Source organism: Pseudomonas sp. GV085 (assembly GCF_003050925.1).
Taxonomy (GTDB): domain Bacteria; phylum Pseudomonadota; class Gammaproteobacteria; order Pseudomonadales; family Pseudomonadaceae; genus Aquipseudomonas.
The window spans coordinates 454,755-473,352 of sequence record NZ_QAOV01000001.1 but is presented as its reverse complement, the minus strand read 5'-3'; the positions used below and the strand labels follow the sequence as shown (position 1 = coordinate 473,352).

Below are 18,598 nucleotides of genomic sequence, written 5' to 3'. Positions count from 1 at the left end.
TAAAGAGTACGAACGGAGCAACGATCATGGAATACGACGATAAACTGATTGAAGAAGCCGTGCTTGCCCTGTTGGCAACCTTCAGTTTCGATAACGGCAATACTTGGAAAGGGTTCGACTTCGAGACCATGAACCGATTGCATGAACAGGGTTTCATCAGTAATCCGGTGAACAAGAACAAATCGATTTGGTTAACGGCTGAAGGGCTGGAGCGAGGTCGGCAGATAGCCGACCGGTTGTTTGGGGTAAGAACTCAAGTGGAGTATATATCCGACTCGGATACCTGACTTCATACCCCGGCCATACGGTAGGTGGGGTTTATGGATCGCTTACAGTTAAAGTGCTCCACGGGAGAAATCGATATACCTCTAACCAAGCTTGGAGCCAACAGTCAAAAAGCGGCATTAGGTGTACATCTTGCGGATCTAGCAACGTATATCGATAGGCAACGAAAAAAACGGAACGAGAGCAAAATCAATTGATAGGCAGACAGTAATATCAAAAATCGGGGTCAACCGACCCCGATTAATGAAACAGTTAAATGCTACCTCATGCAGATTGATCCCAAAGAGCTATCGAATTAGAACGATACCAAACAACATCATTATCTTCAGCCATAGCTAGGAAGACAAACTCCTCCAACACCGGCAGTAAATACTTCTCTATAACCAAGCCACATCCAACACTATATGTCTCACTGGATATATGAAATTCTGTCTCCTTATTGTGAACTATCGAATTCCTAACTCGATAAAGAAGAGTAGAAAAATACTCAAAAAAGTTACCCGCCACATTGCTAGCCTGATTAGGAGGCATGAAATTCGCTAAAAATTCCTGAATTTTAGCTAAATTCGCATTCTCAACTTGCAAAAACGTTTGCCAACTAGAAAAGGCAAAAGTCCCAAATGGCGCTCCGTTGTGGAGCAGCGAAAAAACCGACCTAACCAAATTTTCGACGGCTTTCGTCTCAAAGACATTAACAACATTATATAGCCGCTTGAAGTCTCTTATTGAAAACATCGACCCTACAACTTTACGTTCAAGCTTAACTATCTGACTCTTAAACATAAAATTTTCTATCACATGATACATCGAAAGATATTTAGCCAAAACATCTTTCCTATCGACATACTCCCCCAAAATATGAATAACATCATTAAATTGAGCGTACGTGTTCGATGGAACATACCGTTCGATCGACGAATTACTTGGAGGCAAAGTATAAACATTCGAACGCGTTATTTTATTTCCAGCACTCAGCATATGCAGTTTAAGAAGCGAAATCACATTCGAGCTCTTTATCTCCCTACTCTCGACGCAAGCAGCCGCACATAAAACTATTGAGCGAGCAGAGGAAAAGTCAATTTCCCCACCAAAAGAAATCAAGCAGTACAACAACTCAAGCCCAACAGTCTTATTTACAAGCTCCAGGAGAGATTCTTTCGAACCCGGATTAATCCAAACCATATTACTATGCAAGGCATTCAAATTTGTTGCAAAGGCCTTGCACTCAAATGTCAGATCGCAGTAAAAAAAATCAAAGCCAGAATCAACATCTTCAGAGGGGATAGTCGAGCTCACATTCTGTAGAATTCGTGTCGCTATCATTAAAGCATATATACATTTTCGATAATCGAAACCTGGATACTGGCTATACTTTTCATTAAAATTTGTTAGGAGCGCTTCTAAAGCGGCAAGATTGTCATGTACTTCTAAACCATCTTTACAAGCAATAAGCTTTTCCTTCTCAACAGAAAAAGCTAGAAAAATATCATCAAAAAAATCTCGATCTGAATCGTTAGTCAGCTGTGCTGAAAACCTCTCGGCTTTTTCATTATCATCGCATATCACTCCTACTTGATCTATTAGTAGAGAATAAACGGCATCTACCTTTTTCATTGCGGTTCCCTCGCAAACACCGACGCCCAATCAATGCCTCTATTATACTTCGACTGAATGAGTTGTTCGAACCCTTTAAATATCGAACGTTTGTTTATATTTCCGACATTCACTTTTGCAAGGTCAACACTGTTCCTAGCTTCCTCATACCCAATCAGATTCGACAGTCCGAAGTTTTTTGCCAACTCCTCCGAAACTTCTAACATACTTCCAGAGGACTCCGCAGACGAGCCTATAGCGGCAAAAATCGCAGCTAACGATACCTCACGTCCAAACCATTGAACTCCGTCTTTTCCAAAAGCATCATAGGCTGCAACATCAAGCGTATACAATGAGTGTATGAAATGTTCCAAGAACTGGTAGGAAAACATTTCAACAAAGGCCTCTAATTTACCTTGGTCATTTTGCATGCTTTCGACAAACATCGTATTCGTTGTAATTGGCGCCCGCTCAACATATGAAACAAGAGCTGCAATCAGCTGCGAAAACTGATAATCACCAACCCCTCTTGTCTTACTAAACGATGTAGCCGAAACGTCTTTCTCCCTAACAATAGTAACCTTCTGACTTTTAATTTCAGATATTACCGGCAACACATTAAGAAACAACAGTTCCAGCTGGTGCTTTATATTTACCGGCTTATGACCAGCATTTAGCATCAACATCTTTCTTATTTCTTCTTCAGGAGTAAGTCCGACCCAAATCTCAAACCACTGAAAGTTTTCAGAAAAGCACTGTTCCAAATGCTCTTTACCGTTTCTCTCGAAATAATCTTTTATCGCGATAAGGATGCTACCGGCGGAGCCAATGGAGAGGAGTTCCTCTCTGAATTTACGTTTTATCTGAAAATCGCTAAGGCCATCAACCTGCCCCATGACCTTTTCTAAAAAAAGATCTTTAGTATCGCTTATTAACTTCAGCCGAAAAGTTCTCTGCAGCCCATCCAATATTTTGAATTCATGCGTTGTATGGTCACTGGATCCTATGTCTACGTCTGCCGAAATTAACGTTATAGAAGGAATATGACCTTTATTCAAAACTGTATCGATCATCCGATCCAAATACACATTACTAACAATAGACCGCTGCACACTGTACTTATCGTAGTCCTCCGGCAGGGAGGAAAGATACTCCTGCAGGCTGGACCTAATTAAAAAACACTTGTTACTCCCTTCAGACTTGAAATCCAAGACACTGTAGTACATGTTCCCTCCAAACCCAACCGGGCAAAAACCTTCCATTTAAGATTCAGAAATAACTTCAAGCCAGCGCCAACTTTTATAGAGATCGCCCCGCCCTTTCAAATGAGTATATCGACGCAATAAGTTCCAGTCTCGATGCCCCGAAACGCTGGATACCCTCCGAATGTCCCAGTCCATTTCAAACAATCGACTCACTCCATCATGCCGCAGATCATGAAAATGTAGGTCATCGATACCAAGAAATAGGCATGCCTTGGTAAAAGACGCGGAGACCGACGTTACATTGTAGGGAAAGATCTCCTTTTCCGCCTTGGGCATGGAGTGGAGGATCGCCTAGGCCTCATCCGGTAAATGACACCACACGTTATTGCCGATTTTCTGCCCGGGATTTTTCATGTCGCGCACTAGGACCGCCTGCCGGGTTTCGTCGAGATCCTCCCAGCGGATCCGCGTAATCTCCTCCTGCCGGCGCGTCGAGAAGATCGCGAAGGCGATCAGCTTCGGCATGTCGATCTGGGCTTTACGCCGGGCCTGCATCTCGAAAAAGTGCTCCATCAGCTTATCCAGCTCTTCCAGGGTCGGCCGACGATTGCGCTCCTTGCTTTTGCTGACCATGCCGAGCTTGCGCAACACCTTACGCGCGTCTGGCATAGCCAGCGGATCGACCGCATAGCCCCACGCCGGCCGCGCCACGGAGAGCACCGCGCCCAGGTGCGACAGATCGTTACCGACCGTCTGCGCCTGGACACCACCGCCCTTCTTCCTCATTCGCCATTGCGCGAACTCCACTAGCTTCTGGCTGGTCAATGCCGAGTCGTCAAGCTCGCCCAGCCAAGTGTCCTTGATCGCGTTCAAGGTCGCGGGGTGAAACGTCGGCGCAGGGTTTCGATTTCTTCTTGGTGGGCGCTATCAAAGTATTGCGGCATGGCGTTGCTCAGATCGGGACCAGTCCCTTTCTGTGCAATAGCCTTGGGAAATCTTGCAGATTATTTTCCGGAGGATCGCTCCCATGATGGATTAGATGTAGCAATCCGCCACAGTCCCGGCCCACCTAGCCCGCCTTGCCTTGCCTTGCCTTGCCTTGCCTCTTCACCTTGTAGCAACTTTCAAGCAAGCATCTGTACGTGATTGTTGCGGGCATTGCCCCTGTCCCATTGGCTAGCAATAAACCCATTTTCTCGTAGAACTACCCCCCTTTCCTCACTCGCTCAGCATCAGATCGAATATGATCACCGCCCTCAGCGACGCCACCGCCTATTTCGACGGTCATGCAGCAAGACATCTGACGAGTGGAAAAAAGCCCCCCGTTTGCTCGGAGGCGACGCCCGCGGCAGTCGTACGATACCTCTCTGACACACCTCAATCGCTTGATTCCTCGGGCTGCTCTGAAAGAGCGCCAGACCGAAAGCCATAGTCCAACGGGCATGTGAGCCTTCGGCCCGATACCCCCTACCGGGTTCGAAAATTTCGAACCCATGCTCGTTCGGATCGATTACCAAGCAGTTCCGAAAAATTAGATAGTGGCAATTTGATTTTGTAAAGGATGCTCGCTATCTTGAACGAGGGCAAATTAGGCCCACTCAGACAGCGTGGAAAACAAAATCATTCTGACTGCAACAATCGCGTACAAGGGCGGTAGCGGCATGATCACCAAATTGATAGTTACCTACCTGTTGAGTTTCGATTTCACCTCTTTTATGTATTTTATTATTGGATTGCACTTTGCACTAGTTTTGAAAGCGCCTCTCAGAAAGTCGAAAAAAAATAGTGTGTCATTTAGCACGTCCCGAACGGAACTTCAGTTTCAGACTCCCCCACCGCAATTAAAAGCGCTTACCAAACAGTTCGAGATCAGAGCACTAGGAAATTATACCGCAACGTACCCTCTATAATATCCTAAATAACTCCAATTACATTTGCGCTAAAGGGATGATTGAACTTGACTAACTACAACCCTGTGCCAGATCTAAAAATCATTGAAACCATCCCAATTAGTCCTCACGCGGGAAAGGTAACGGATGCTTTATCAAGAATTGGTTACACCATTGAAGAAGCGATAGCGGATTTAATCGATAATTCAATAGATGCTTCAGCAAGCTCAATTCTTGTGCGTTTTGTTCATGATGGAGAGGAGATAAGGCGCATAGTTATCGGCGATAACGGATCTGGCATGAGCAAGGACCAGCTATTATCTGCGATGCAATTTGGCTCCGCTCGAGAGCGCGCTTCCGACGCATTAGGTAAATTTGGCATGGGCCTAAAAACTGCCGCGTTTAGCCAAGGACGAAGCCTTACCGTTGTTTCTAAGCAAAACCGAAAAGTAGCATCATGTCGCTGGACGGCGAACTCAATTGCTTCTGGATGGAACTGCGAGATCCTTGACTCGAAGGGAGCGAAGACTTGGCTGGATGAGATTCGTCATCCATTCACCATTGACATTAGTGGAACTCTTATTGTAATAGACGGCCTTGACCATGCACTTAGTGGAACTAAAGGGCTAGAAGCAACATTACAAAAATTACACAAAAAACTTAGTGTGCACCTAGGTTTGGTTTTCCACCGATTTATTGACGCTGGTATCAATCTATATCTCGATGCGGCCAATATCAATGGAGGTGATACGGGCTTTAGTGTACCTATTAAAAGTCTCAATCCATTCAACTATGCAGTTACAGGACACAAAGATTACCCATTAAGTTTCTCTATTAAATTACGCGGGCTTCCAGCATTAAAATGCAACGCGCATATCTGGCCCCCTAATCAAACGTCACAAAGCTATTTTTTAAGTAGTGCGAATGTAGCAACCCGACAAGGTTTCTACTTCTATAGAAATGGAAGACTCATACAAGCAGGTGGTTGGAATGGCTGGAGAGAACATATCAATGATCACCATCTCACGCTTGCACGAGTAGAAATTGAACTTCCACCACAATTTGATACTGAGTTCCGCTTAAATGTCCAAAAATCTGGACTAGATGTTCCTGAAGGTTTTAGGTCAGCTTTAAGTTCTGCAAGCAACCCTATGGCGCAATATATTAAAAAATCAGAAGAAGTCTATCGAAAAAAAGTAGAATTTGAGGAAAATTTCGTTCCCATTCCAGGCCGTGGATTCGGAAGCACCGTACGACGCAGAGCAAAAGCTTACCTTGCGGGAAAAAAATCTCCAACACGAGAAATTAACATTCTGTGGGGAAAGCTCCCCCAACATAAATTTTTCCAGATCGATAGAACTGTTGGTAACGTTGTTTTAAATTCACTATACCGACAGGATCTTTTACAGGGCAGCACAGCAACCCTCAATGACACCCCAATCATAAAAACTCTACTTTTTTTACTGCTACGAGATGATTTGCTTCGTGAGCGCGGGAGCAAACGCTTTACAGAAAGGTTAGAAGAGGTCAATGAACTTCTGATGCTTGCAGTTAAAGAAGAGCAGTCGAGACAAACTGAATGAGCGAAAATCTGCAAAAAGAATCCCGCCACATTACTTGGGAGCAACTGAAAGAGCGCATCCAAGTAGGCATTCCATTCGTTCATCGCATACCCTCTCCTGACGGAGAAGGCACTGCACTCGACATTCTGGTTTCCGAATATGGAGCTGAACTCTCTCTAAGAGTAGCATGTCGAAATACTGATAAACCGGAATTATCAAAGCTCGAAGAATTAGAGGTTCGAAAAATCAGCACCATATCGGGTCCGATGTTAGAGGTGCAAACACGCGCTCGAATACTTTATCAGGAAATTTATGGTTTCTTCGTATCAGTGGCAGATAAGGTACAACTCGATAACAAAGAAGCCCTCGAGGCGATTGAAGAAACTTTAGAAGGGTGGAGAGAGCTAATAAAAACCCAGGCAGTTCTGAGTGAAGAGGCGCAACTGGGATTACGAGGCGAACTATATTTTCTTCGTGGCTTATTGAAAGCTGCTGGCAGCAAAGCATTAATTGCCTGGATTGGTCCTGAAAGACAACCGCATGACTTTCGTATCGGCACACTCGAATTCGAAGTTAAGACAACTCGGGGCACGAGCCACACCCACATAATAAATGGACTTACACAGCTGGAGGCATCACCAAACCATTCTCTATTTTTATTTTCCATGCGACTGTCTCCAGCAGGAGCTAATGCAGGAACTACACTCCCAGAAGACATCGAAAAAACCCGAGAGTCATTAGATCAAAAAGAAAAGAAACAGTTTGATCGGATACTCAGAACACACTTCAATTACCGCCCAGAACACGCTGGCTATTATACACTCCGATTACAACTCGCTGACACTCCTCTTCTTGTACCCGTCGATACCGCATGCCCTCGATTGACTAACGACCTACTTTCTTCCGTCCCTCTCCGCAGTAGAATATACAATGTAAGTTATTTTGCAAATTTAGATGACTTAGGGTATGCAGAAAATTCAGAAAAATTTACGACTCTGATGGCAAGTGCCATTCCTTCACTACATCATCAAATATTGAATGAGCCAAAACAATGAACATCAGCGACGTTATTAAAAACACTCTAAGCGGGATGGCCTCAGGCCCCAAAAACTTCACCCGAGCGCTAAACTACCACTCGGATGATTATCCCGCCATTGAAACCATGTTCATGGAGCACATTAAATCTGCTGCGTCTTCAGACTTAGTATTCAACTTACTAAATCAGAAACTCAGCTCTTGGGATTATGAAGCTACTGCGGACTGGATATCCGACACACAAAAAAACACAATCGCGCGCCGCCATAAAATCTATGAGCTATTAAAAATTGATTCCGTTCTTCAATCGATTCTCGATATAAAGCTACCACCAAATCTCGATTATGAAATGCCCATTGTCATTGCACGAAAACATGAACCTTGGTACGACTTAAATAGGCAAACTAAACGATCATTTTACCGAGACGCCTATTCTCAATATTTAAGGGAAAATAAAGGCTGGAATGAGAGCCAGATTCAAAACCTGGAAGAGAGCACCAGACTTATTACTGAGCGTCTTTCAGATCCAGAAAGAGATGAAGTTCACCCAACAAAAGGATTGGTTGTAGGGTATGTACAAAGCGGTAAAACAGCTAATTTTACGGGGGTTGTCGCAAGGGCGGCGGATGCAGGATATCGCCTTATAATTATCTTAGCAGGGACTATGAACATTTTACGCGCCCAGACCCAGCGCAGAATAGATCGTGAGTTGATTGGAAAGCCATTTATTACCGCTGAAGACGAAGCAAGTTACGCAGCGGATCTAGACAACTTTATCGATCATGGCGTGTTACCTTCAGACATAGGAGAGTTTGACTGGCACAGGCTGACAAATATCGAAGGAGATTATCAGAGGCTCAAACAAGGCATTCAGTCATTAGAGTTTCGCAAGACAGATAAAGGCCTTCCATTTAATCACCCAAAAAACCTGCACACTGAGAGTGTAAGGTTGCTAGTCGTAAAAAAAGTTCCAGCGATATTAAAAAAAGTCGCGGCAGACTTAGACGCAATCCGAACACGACTAGCTGACATCCCAACATTAGTGATTGACGATGAATCAGACCAAGCATCTGTAAATACAAAAAAACCAACAAAAAAAGAAGTAGAAGATCGCACAGAAACCAACTCGGCAATTGTATCCCTTCTCCAAAAATTACCGCGAGCTCAATATGTCGGATATACGGCCACTCCATTTGCAAACGTATTTATCGACCCAAACAACGAGGAGAATCTTTTCCCGCGCGACTTCATCATCAGTCTTCCACGCCCTGACAACTACATGGGGGTAGCCGACTTTCACGACCTAGAAAGACCAGACAAAGACTCCGCTGGTCCTAATGAACTGATGTTCGTTCGTAATGTAATTGGAGCAGATGACTTACCCAAAAACCTTCCAAGCGCAATCGATTCCTTCATCCTAACTGGCGCAATAAAGCTCTATCGCCAAAGCGTTCAACCCTCTCTGACTAAAAAATTTCGCCACCATACAATGTTGGTTCACGTGTCAAATCTGACAAGCAATCATACCGACATCGCAAATGAAGTTAATTTATGCCTCGACAAAGGAGGTTATATAGCTGGCACGGCATGGAAAAGATTAGAACAATTATGGAAAACCGATTTCGCCAAGTTTTGTAACGTCGGTGTCGATACTTTTCCAACCCCCAAAAAGTTTGAGGAAATCAAACCCTTCCTTGGCAAATGCTGGAGCCGCTTGATAGACGGCGAAAAGCCAGTACTAATAGTAAATGGAGAAAAAAATGACAACCCAAATTTCGAAAGTGATGATATTTGGAAAATAGTCGTCGGCGGGGCTAAGCTTTCACGAGGATACACAATTGAAGGATTGACTATAAGCTATTACCGGAGACGGGCTGGGGCTGCGGATGCTCTTATGCAAATGGGCCGTTGGTTCGGTTTCCGTGATGGGTATCGAGATTTGGTTAGACTTTTTATTGGACGTGAGGAAAAAACTGGAGCAAAGGGGTCAATTGACCTATTCGAAGCATTTGAAGGTGTTTGCAGAGACGAAATTGCGTTTCGTTCAGAGCTGCAAAAATACGCCTATCCCGAGAGTGGCGAACCCATTCTCCCTATTCAAGTCCCCCCATTGGTTCCATCACATCTACTGCGTCCAACGGCTGGCAACAAGATGTACAACGCCGTAGTAAAGTTTAAAAACTTCTCAGAGGCTTGGAAGGAGCCTACTTTGGCCCCTGTTAATGACCTAGAAATAAAGGCAAACCAAAAACAACTCGAAATCTTGTTATCCAAGGCCACATCACCAATTGCTGATAACTTACTATCGATCACACCAAAAGGTGGAAAAGCAATTGACTTTCACACAAAATCGACAAGCCTTGGCTCTGCAGATATGATTAAATTTTTGCGCACCTACAAGTGGGCAAATGGCGATCGCAGCGTACTAATCAATGAAATTGAGTTTTTAGAGCACAGTGACTCAAACATAGATAAATGGTTATTTTTGTATATTAATGGCCCCAAAGACTCAAAGGATTACAATATTTTTGACCTGCACTTTAGTTGCTATAGACGCTCTCGCACGGACAGCCTTTCGGAACGCTTCAATGTGTATTCTGAAAGCCTACATAGGAGCCTAGCCCGTTACCTATGTGGACTTGATGATGCTAGCACTAACAATAAAGCCACCAAAAATCTTCGGTCATCAAGCCAAGGTATTTTTATTTTCTACCCGACGATTGATAAAAACAATACCGACTCGAGTATAACTCCCGGATTCACACTGCAATTCCCACACAACAATAACAAAACTCAGATTCGGTTTGGGGTAAACTCTCCAAAAAATCCAGACCGCCTAACCATCGATAAGACTGCCAACTAAAAATCTAATACATCACCACGGAGGCCACATTAATTTTTTTCTATGTGGCCGTTCGTTTTCAGCATATACTTAAGCTACTTTAACATGTGCTTGATATACCACTTTCCCTTACGGTGACGCATGAAATCATGCCATGTGCCCGTAGTTATAAAATGGAAAGTCAACACCATAACGGGCGGTCTGCCAGTACGGCGGATCCATGTAGTGGAAGGTATGGGCGCGGTTGTAGCGTTCCGCACAGTCCAGCCAAGGCAGTTGCTCGACCTAGGTGCCGGACAAACGCTGCCAGGCTGCTGAGAGGTTTTCCTGGATCCGCAGCAGGTTTATGGCCGCGCCGGTGGTGGTGGCGCCGAACGTCTGCCCGGTCACTTTGCCTGTAAAGACATGGTGCTGCAGGTAGAAGAATCGCGCAGATTGTCCCGCGGCCCTTTTCTTTCGCTGTGATTGCGGTAACGAGATCACCTCCCCAACCCACTAATCCGCCACGGACACACCGCCGCCCTCACCCCACTCGGCCCAACAACCTCCGGCGTCTGCCCCAACGACCTCGCACTCAACACACTCCCCACCCGCTCAATCAACTGATCAAACCCCAACGTCGCATCCTCCTGATGCAATTTGCGCAGTTGCTCAACCAGGGCGTAGGTGAAGGCGCCGTAGTGGTTGGAACCCGCCACATATTCGCTGGCTTTTTCGTTCTCCCTAGCGGCATAGAGCATCAGGGGCATGTAGGGGCCGTGGTGGCCGTAGAGTTTGCCTTGGCGCAGCAGTTGGGTTTTTTTCTCGGGGCGCAGGCCGGTGGCGGCGCCTTGGGTGGTGCGGGTGCGGGTGAGGCCGCGGGTTGTGTGGTCTTGTTCGCTGAAGTCGCGGCGGTCGGTGTCGACGGCGTAGACGCGGCGGTCCCAGTCGCCGGCGTAGGGGTCCCAGCGCAGCATGCGGTGGCGGATGTCGCTGGGTGGGGTGATGCCGCGCACGCGGCCGTTGCCGCGGGTCATGCCGCCGGCGTAGCAGCAGTCGAACATGACGGTGAGTTTGGCGCCGTGGCCGTCCGGGTCGAATGGTAGGTGGCTGTAGAACTGGCGGAACAATTTGTCGGTGAAGTGGGTGCTTTCGTTGTCCCAGTCGAAGTCGTGGAGTACCAGGGTTTCGTCCATGCAATCGGCTTCGCCGCTGCTGCTGTAGACCGGCAGTTGGGTGCCGTGGCCGGAGTAGAACAACACGCGCTCGTCGCCGGCGCGGGCGCCTTCCACCAGCCATTCGAGGCGTTCGACGAAGTTGGCCCGGGTCGCTCGGGCGTCGTGCAGCAAACGGATGTCGCCGGCGTCGTAGCCGCTTTCCTGGAGCATGCGGCTGATCAGGTAGGTGTCGTTGATGCAGCCGTCGAGGCGTGCGCTCGGGTCGGGGTAATCGTTGATGCCGACCACCAGGGCGCGGCGTTTGCGTTGGCCGCTGCGGGACAGGAACGCCGGCACCTCCAGCGCCCGCGCTGCCACCACGTCGCGGGCCAGTTGCGGCCACAGGCCGGTCTGGCTGGTGGCTGACGACAGGTAGGCCTGGGCGGCGTGATTGAGGTCGAGCAGGTCATCGCGCAATGGCACGCTGAATTCGGTTTGCAAGTCGACCCGCGCTGAATCCGGCGAGGTGATCGGCCGGGTCAGCAAGCCGTCGTCAGGGTTGTGCAGGTGGAACCAGCGACGGATGCCTCGACCGTTTTCGCTCAGGCGCAGGACTCGCCCGCCCCACACTTCGCGCATCACCAGCGGCAGGGCGATCGGTGAGCCGAAGCTGACGAACACTCGGCCATCGATGCGCTTGAGCGCCGCCCCCTTTTTCGCCACCGAACGGCGCAGGGCGTCGTAGCCGATCAGGCTGCCCAGGCCTTGGGCGAAGATGATCTGCGGATTGAACGCGTCAATCTTCGCCAGCAGATGTTGAGTCAACTCCGTGCGCAACTCGGCGTCTTCGATCCATTGCACGATGGCGCCCACCGTGGTGCGCAACATCTGGTTGACCGGCAGGCCCCAACTGCCGAAATTCTCATCGGCCTTGCCCCTGGCGTCGGCCCTCAGCATCGCCAGGCCTCGGGTGATCTGGGCGAAGTCCGGCCCCTCCTTGAGTTGCTCATCGAAGGACAGAAAGTCGATGTCCTGGTCATCGATGGGGCGGCCGTTCTGTGCCAGTTGAGTGCGGATCAAGGTGCGCCATTGTTCCTGCCAGTTCCCATCGATGCCGCCCTGCCCCTGGCTGGCCGGCGTAAACCCCACACCCGGCAGGCACAGGACGCGCAGCCGTGTTCGCGCGACTTCCGCTCCCGGTTCTGCCAAGGCTTTGCTGGCCGGCGCCGCCACCGGAGGCACCGTTTGCCCTTGGGCGGTGACCATCAAATCCTGCAGGCGCCGCAGTTTCGCCTCCAGGCTGTCCGAACTGGGCGCGGCCGGCGTGAGTGCCGCCTGACCCGGATCAGCCAGGGCGCGGCTACGGTTGCCGAGAAAACCGCTGACCCATTGGGCGCTGCGCTTCCAGATCTGCTCTGGATCGAGGCCGTCGAGGTAACCGGTGGCGCTGTCCACCACCTGCCGACTCTGGGTCGCCAGTTCGGACTCGATCAATGGCAACCCGGCGCGACTCGGCACCACGGTGGCCGCCAACTTTGGCGCAGCCGTTACGCCCGGTGCAGTGCGCCAGATGGGCGCATTGCCGAAGTGCTGCGCGGCGACCACCCGCGGGCCGAGGGCACTGCGGGGCAATTTGAAATGATCACAAAGAAACGCCAGCAAACTGGTGTGATCGTAGTGCTGCGCCTGGACATCGCCCGTCCAGGGGATCAAGCCCGGCTTGAGCCACGGCGAAGCCAGGATCGCCGGAACACGCACACCGAGTCGGGTGAAGGGATTTTTCCAGGGGACATCGACCGTTGAACCGGACGCCACGCAAGTCGGCGGCACCACGTGGTCATGGAAACCGCCATGTTCGTCGTACAGCAGCACGAACAGGGTTTTGTTCCAGACAGCGGTGTTGGCCGACAAGGCGTTGAACACCTCACCGACAAACTGATCGCCGAAGCGCAGGTCTTCAGGCGGATGGTGCGACACGTTGGGCCCGAGCTTGCCGTTGAGCAGGCCATAGCTCGGCTCGATCCACGACAGCTCTGGGAGCTTGTTACCGGCGACGTCTGACTTGAAATCGTCGATGCTCAGGTGCTGCAAACCACCCTTGACCAGCGCCGCCAGCGGAACGGCGCCGTCGGAATAAATGCGCGCGTCGTGGCCGTTGTTGCGCAGCAGCGAAAAAATACTCTCGCCGCCAAACTGTGCGATCAGGCTTTTGATGCCGGCCAGCACCGTGCCGGTGGAGGGCATCAGCAGATGACCATTGCAACTGCCGAGCATGGCAAAAAAGCGGTTCGGCCAGGTCGGGCCTGGCACTGAGGAAAACCAGCGATCACACACAGTGAAATTGCGTGCCAATCCATGAATCGCCGGCAACGTATCCTCCGCTGGTGTAGCACCGAACGGGATGTAGTTCATCGCCCGTTGGGCCATGGATTGCGACCAGGTCTTGTAGACCTTCAGGTCGGTGCGGGCCTTGTCGTAGGCATCCTGGGCGAAACCGGCGAGCGTAGGGTTGGCCGGGCTGGTCTTGAAGGAGACACCCAGTTGTTTCTCTACGTTGACGAACTCGTGGCCAAGGTCGAAACCCTCACTGTTGCCCGGCGGTAGCGCCGGAGGTAGAGGGGGTGGCGGCGCCCACAGGCTGTAGTTTTCCGGGAACTCCGATGCCTGGGTGATCACCGTCGAATTACCATTGGCCAGCTTCAGCGCATTGGTGCTCGGTTTATTACGGTCGATGCCGTTACACGCGGGGTTGATGCGGGTGTAATCCCCCAGCAGATGATCGAATGACCGGTTTTCCATCATCAGCACGACAACGTGCTCAATCCCGGCGGGCCAGTTGTTCGGCATGGTTCGCTCCTTGCTGTGAAGTCTCGATTTCAACCTCTCGGGTTTCACGGCAATCAAGGCTTGGATGGCTGGAGAGTCCGTTTGGTCCGGCACTTGCCCATGAGGCATGCGGCGATTCGATCTGCCAGACAACGCTAGTCAGGCGATGGGGGCTTGTCCAATGACGGGAGCACCTATCCTTTCACCCAATCCACCGAATACATCGCAACATAGCTATCCACAGCCGCCCCGACCGTTGGAAAAAACGCCGTTTCACCCAAACGCGCAAACAACCCAAACCGCTTGAGTTTGTCCTTGACCGGGTCCTTCATCTCGGCAATGCATAACTCGATACCCGCCGCGTGCAGGGTGTCGTCCAGTTCGGCCAGCATGTCGGCGGAGGTCACGTCGACGCTGGTGACCGGTTCTGCGGCGACCACCAGCCAGCGCACGGGCGTGGGCGATGCCGCCACGGCGTCCAGCACTCGGTCGCTGAACAGTTCGGCGTTGGCGAAAAACAAGGGCGCATCCCAGCGAAACAGGACCAGGCCGGGGATCAGCCGCGCGTCGGGGTAGCGTTTGATGTCGTGGTAGCCCTTGACCCCATCGGCACGGCCCAATACCGCGGAGTATGGGCGCCAGCCATCCCAGAGGAATTCAATGACGGCAATCACGATGGCCAGGCCGATGCCCTCGATCGCGCCGAACACGGTCACGCCGACCGTACAGACAATCGATAGCCAGCATTCCCAGCGCTGGATGCGATAGATCCGGCGCAGGTCGGTGATCTCGATCAGGCCAATGGCCGAGGCGATCACCACCGCCGCCAGGGCGCTGGACGGTAAATGTTGCAACAGGTCCGGCGCCACCAGCAGCAACAAGGCAACCGTCAGTGCGCCGACGACGCCGGTCATCTGGGTTTTGGCTCCGGCGGCCTCGGCCACGGGCGTACGCGACGAACTGCTGCTGATCGGGAAACCCTGAAAAAATCCGGCCGCCAGGTTGGCGATGCCCAGACCCACCATTTCCTGATTCGGGTTGACGTAGGTGCGGGTCCGCGCCGCATAGACACGGGAGAGCACGCTGGTGTCGGCGAACGAGACGAGTGCGACGGCGCAACCGCCGATCAACACCGGGACCATATCGGCAGTGGTTATCCAGGGGATGGCGAACCCGGGCAAGCCTTGCGGGAGCGAACCGAGCACCGACACACCGGCGCGTGTCGCAAGGTCGAGTACACCCACGGCGACCGTCGCGCCTACCACGGCGATCAGGATGCCCGGCAACCTCGGCCACCTTTTGAGCAGCAGAATCACCGCCAGGGTGAGCCCGCCCACCATCAAGGTGGTCCAGTTGACCTTCCCCTCCATCACCGCTGAGGCAATGGCCCACAGGTCTCTCAATGGACCGTTGGACTCAATCGAAAAACCGAACAGCTTGGGCAATTGGCTGATCAATACGGTCAGGGCGATGCCGTTCATGTAACCGTAGCGGATCGGTTTGGACAACAGCTCGGTGATAAACCCCAGACGCGCCATACCGGCCAGGATACACACCGCTCCCGAGACGATCGCCATCATCCCCGCCAGGGCGACGGCACGCTGCGGGTCGCCGCCGGAGAGTGGAAGGATGACGGCAAGGATGACGGCCACCAGGGAAGAGTCCGGCCCCATCACCAGAATTCGGCTGGGGCCGAACAAGGCATAAAACAGTAGCGGAACGATGGTCGCGTAGAGGCCATAAATGCCCGGCACGCCAGAAGCCACCGCATAGGCGATACCGACGGGCACCAGCATCGTGGTCAGCACCAGGCCGGCCACGATGTCGTAACGCAACCATGCCAATTGGTACTCGCGCAGCATACCCAGCCCCGGCAGCCAGCGGCGCCAACCGCTCTGTTCATCCCGGCGGGCTATCCGGCCCGGCTCCGAAACGGGCGGCGAAGCATCTGAATGGCTCATTAACCGCCCTCGTTGATGTAATGCTGTTCATTTAAAAATTCTGTCTGTCTGTCTGTCTGTCTGTCTGTCTGTCTGTCTGTCTGTCTGTCTGTAGGAGCGAGCTTGCTCGCGATGGACTCAAGAGCGCCGCGTTAAGTCAGTAAACACGCGATATCGTTAACGACCATCGCGAGCAAGCTCGCTCCTACAGTGATCATTTACCTTCTTGATGGACTGTGCAGGCTTGGCGATATCGAAGTGATCTGAGTGTAGCTATTGCTTCGAATGCGCCATCGCTGGAAGCTGGTCACCTAAAGGACCTGGAAGCCGACATGAAATTCGACCTCGCCTACTGCCTCAGCCTCAACGACAAGTTGTCGATCTACGACGTTCGGGACCTGAATTTCGACGAGACGATGGATTTCGATTCCGCCAGGGAACACTTCCAGTGCCCCAACGATGCCTGTCGCCTTGCGTTCGATACGGCCAATGAGCTGGGCACGTTCAACGCGAAGAACGTGAATTACGTGCGCACGCCGCACTTCAAGAACTTGCCAAGTACGCGGCATGTCGAGGGTTGCCCTTATGTCAGCTTGAAGACGCCGGCGTCGGGTGTGGATGAGGCGGAAACGGATGACAGTCGCGAGGAACATTTCCCGTCGGAATTGTTACTGACTCGGCGGGAGTATGTGCGTAAGTCGTCCATCCCGGTGGTGATTGCGGATGGGGCTCGAGATGAGCCGATGGCACCCAAGGTGGCCAGCAACGTCGAGCAACCAAGCAGGGAGTCGGCCCCGGACAAGACCAGCGTCTTCGCCCATCCGGTGGAATGTTTCGTTTCAAACTTTGACGACAAGGATTTGCTCAAGCGCGTGCCGCTGAAGATTGGCGAGCACACCGCGCCTTACGCGTCGTTTTTCAAGAAGATCGAATACCTGCAAGACAACAAGGGGCTGATTTACTGGGGCAAGGTCAAGGAGATCAAGGACTACACCCAAAGCTTTCGCATCGACTTCGAGAAGAAGGTCTGGTTCGAGAAGAAGCCGTACTCGGTCAATGTCTACCTGAGCAAAAAGCTCATCGACAGCTACCGCAAGCGCAAGGCATTCCTGGAAGAGATCAAACACGCCATCGAGAGCGGGCAGGAGTTGTATTGCTTCTTTTATGGGGTGACGCCTGAGCTGAAGCAGGTGCCGAGCAAGAAAAACCCCGAGCAGTCGTTCAGAGTGTTCAGCGCCAATATTGAAAACCTGGATCATTTTATCGTGCGGGAAGCGCCGGGGTTGGCGGGCAAATAAGCACAGCGCCGTTCGTCTGCCTGAAAAGAAAAATCAAAAAATGCGTTTGATCCGGGCTCAAAACAACTGTACAAAAACACAGTATATTTTGACCAACACTCTCGAGCCCGGAGAACACCATGGCCTCTCAAGCGATGAAAATCACCCTGGAACGTATCGCCCTCTTCCAATTCACCCCGGCCCACTGCGCCCAGGCCCGAGCGATGCTGGGCTGGAGTGTGCAAGAGCTGTCGCGGGAGTCCAGCGTCTCGGTGGAGGCCATTCAACGCTTCGAGGCGCGACAGGAGGTGCGGGATGTCACGCGCCTGGCGTTGGCCTATCGGCTTGAAGCCGAAGGGTTGGTGTTCTTCCCCGGGTTTGCGCCGGGTCGGGGGATGAATGTGAAGGGGTCGACGCCGAATCCGGTTGGGCGGGCGGATTTTGCGATGGTGGAGTGAGCCAACTCATTGATTGACGATTATTCCTATATTGGTATATTTCGCATAAATCAAAAGGCGGTGCTGGCATCGTTTTTTGTAGGAGCGAGCTTGCTCGCGATGGTCGTTAACGATAACGCGCAAATCCTGGATAAACGCGGTGTCCTTGAGTGCTTCGCGAGCAAGCTCGCTCCTACAGAAGGGCCCGTTTATGCGAAAGGAATTGACATGATTGAAATCGAAGAAAGCAGTGGCAACGTCTACGAAGACCTCGGGACACCCAACGCCAATGAAATGCGAGTCAAATCCCAGTTGGCCGCAAAAATTGGCGACATCATCAAGGCTCGCCATTTGACCCAGGTTCAGGCATCCGAAATTTTAGGTCTGTCACAGCCCAAGCTATCTGAAATGCTGCGCGGAAAATTTCGTGGGATCAGTGAAGCCAAGATGATGGAATGCCTGTTACTTCTCGGGCGTGATGTACAAATCGTGATCAAGTCGGCCCCGCGCTCACGCAAAGAAGGCCGAATTGACGTGGTTTTTAGCTGAGGTCTACAACTCAGCTAATTTC

11 protein-coding genes and 3 pseudogenes are annotated in these 18,598 nt (G+C 51.1%); 8 read left to right on the top strand and 6 right to left on the bottom strand.

The genetic code is table 11. From position 1 onward, the window contains the following. The first annotated feature begins 26 nt into the window (after window positions 1-26). Both C8K63_RS02210 and C8K63_RS02205 read left to right on the top strand, forming a co-directional pair. Entirely contained in the window at window positions 27-287 is a 261-nt protein-coding gene (locus C8K63_RS02210; protein ID WP_108215192.1) for a DUF6429 family protein, read from the top strand. A gap of 57 nt (window positions 288-344) precedes the next feature. Then, window positions 345-496 (top strand): annotated as a pseudogene (locus tag C8K63_RS02205) (pyocin activator PrtN family protein); the annotation flags it as partial. 53 nt (window positions 497-549) lie between these two features. Here the strand turns inward: C8K63_RS02205 and C8K63_RS02200 are convergent. From C8K63_RS02200 to C8K63_RS02190, 3 genes and pseudogenes are all read right to left on the bottom strand, one after another. After that, window positions 550-1,899, bottom strand: a complete 1,350-nt coding sequence (locus tag C8K63_RS02200; protein WP_108215191.1) for a hypothetical protein — start codon at window positions 1,897-1,899, stop codon at window positions 550-552. After that, the gene (locus tag C8K63_RS02195; RefSeq protein WP_108215190.1) at window positions 1,896-3,104 is read right to left on the bottom strand and encodes a hypothetical protein; all 1,209 of its coding nucleotides are present in this window, start codon (window positions 3,102-3,104) and stop codon (window positions 1,896-1,898) included. Before C8K63_RS02195 ends, C8K63_RS02200 begins: the two co-directional genes overlap by 4 nt. 36 nt (window positions 3,105-3,140) lie before the next feature. Continuing rightward, a pseudogene (locus tag C8K63_RS02190) lies at window positions 3,141-3,956 on the bottom strand (site-specific integrase). 1,084 nt (window positions 3,957-5,040) lie between these two features. Between C8K63_RS02190 and C8K63_RS02180 the strand changes: the two are divergent. From C8K63_RS02180 to C8K63_RS02170, 3 genes are read left to right on the top strand one after another with little or no spacing between them, the layout of a single operon-like run. Then, complete coding sequence (locus C8K63_RS02180) at window positions 5,041-6,555, top strand: ATP-binding protein (RefSeq protein WP_158273919.1); 1,515 nt, start codon at window positions 5,041-5,043, stop codon at window positions 6,553-6,555. After that, window positions 6,552-7,589 carry a PD-(D/E)XK motif protein gene (locus C8K63_RS02175; RefSeq protein ID WP_108215187.1) on the top strand — a complete coding sequence of 346 codons (1,038 nt, stop codon included), beginning with the start codon at window positions 6,552-6,554 and terminating at the stop codon, window positions 7,587-7,589. Before C8K63_RS02180 ends, C8K63_RS02175 begins: the two co-directional genes overlap by 4 nt. Next, window positions 7,586-10,432, top strand: coding sequence for a Z1 domain-containing protein (locus C8K63_RS02170; RefSeq protein ID WP_108215186.1), 2,847 nt, complete (start codon window positions 7,586-7,588; stop codon window positions 10,430-10,432). Before C8K63_RS02175 ends, C8K63_RS02170 begins: the two co-directional genes overlap by 4 nt. Window positions 10,433-10,533: 101 nt before the next feature. Here C8K63_RS02170 and C8K63_RS02165 read toward each other — a convergent pair. The 3 genes and pseudogenes from C8K63_RS02165 to C8K63_RS02155 all read right to left on the bottom strand — a co-directional run. Beyond that, window positions 10,534-10,849 (bottom strand): annotated as a pseudogene (locus tag C8K63_RS02165) (DNA adenine methylase); the annotation flags it as partial. A gap of 41 nt (window positions 10,850-10,890) precedes the next feature. Then, window positions 10,891-14,394, bottom strand: a complete 3,504-nt coding sequence (locus C8K63_RS02160) for an alkaline phosphatase family protein (protein WP_108215185.1) — start codon at window positions 14,392-14,394, stop codon at window positions 10,891-10,893. A gap of 173 nt (window positions 14,395-14,567) precedes the next feature. Further along, window positions 14,568-16,334 carry a SulP family inorganic anion transporter gene (locus C8K63_RS02155; RefSeq protein WP_108215184.1) on the bottom strand — a complete coding sequence of 589 codons (1,767 nt, stop codon included), beginning with the start codon at window positions 16,332-16,334 and terminating at the stop codon, window positions 14,568-14,570. A gap of 311 nt (window positions 16,335-16,645) precedes the next feature. On the opposite strand from C8K63_RS02155, the gene C8K63_RS02150 reads away from it, so the two are divergent. The 3 genes from C8K63_RS02150 (at window position 16,646) to C8K63_RS02135 (ending at window position 18,576) form a co-directional block, all read left to right on the top strand. Then, entirely contained in the window at window positions 16,646-17,611 is a 966-nt protein-coding gene (locus C8K63_RS02150) for a hypothetical protein (RefSeq protein WP_108215183.1), read from the top strand. A gap of 119 nt (window positions 17,612-17,730) precedes the next feature. Continuing rightward, on the top strand, window positions 17,731-18,048 hold the full coding sequence (locus tag C8K63_RS02145; protein WP_108215182.1) for a hypothetical protein: 318 nt from the start codon (window positions 17,731-17,733) through the stop codon (window positions 18,046-18,048). A 207-nt stretch (window positions 18,049-18,255) separates the two neighbouring features. Further along, entirely contained in the window at window positions 18,256-18,576 is a 321-nt protein-coding gene (locus C8K63_RS02135) for a helix-turn-helix domain-containing protein (RefSeq protein WP_108215181.1), read from the top strand. The last annotated feature ends 22 nt before the right edge of the window (window positions 18,577-18,598 follow it).

Excerpts from the sequence above, each read along its gene's own strand:
- C8K63_RS02160 (WP_108215185.1), bottom strand. The coding sequence starts at position 14,394 with ATGCCGAACAACTGGCCCGCCGGGATTGAGCACGTTGTCGTGCTGATG.
- C8K63_RS02200 (WP_108215191.1), bottom strand. The coding sequence starts at position 1,899 with ATGAAAAAGGTAGATGCCGTTTATTCTCTACTAATAGATCAAGTAGGA.
- C8K63_RS02150 (WP_108215183.1), top strand. The coding sequence starts at position 16,646 with ATGAAATTCGACCTCGCCTACTGCCTCAGCCTCAACGACAAGTTGTCG.
- C8K63_RS02145 (WP_108215182.1), top strand. The coding sequence starts at position 17,731 with ATGGCCTCTCAAGCGATGAAAATCACCCTGGAACGTATCGCCCTCTTC.
- C8K63_RS02175 (WP_108215187.1), top strand. The coding sequence starts at position 6,552 with ATGAGCGAAAATCTGCAAAAAGAATCCCGCCACATTACTTGGGAGCAA.
- C8K63_RS02135 (WP_108215181.1), top strand. The coding sequence starts at position 18,256 with ATGATTGAAATCGAAGAAAGCAGTGGCAACGTCTACGAAGACCTCGGG.
- C8K63_RS02195 (WP_108215190.1), bottom strand. The coding sequence starts at position 3,104 with ATGTACTACAGTGTCTTGGATTTCAAGTCTGAAGGGAGTAACAAGTGT.
- C8K63_RS02210 (WP_108215192.1), top strand. The coding sequence starts at position 27 with ATGGAATACGACGATAAACTGATTGAAGAAGCCGTGCTTGCCCTGTTG.
- C8K63_RS02155 (WP_108215184.1), bottom strand. The coding sequence starts at position 16,334 with ATGAGCCATTCAGATGCTTCGCCGCCCGTTTCGGAGCCGGGCCGGATA.
- C8K63_RS02170 (WP_108215186.1), top strand. The coding sequence starts at position 7,586 with ATGAACATCAGCGACGTTATTAAAAACACTCTAAGCGGGATGGCCTCA.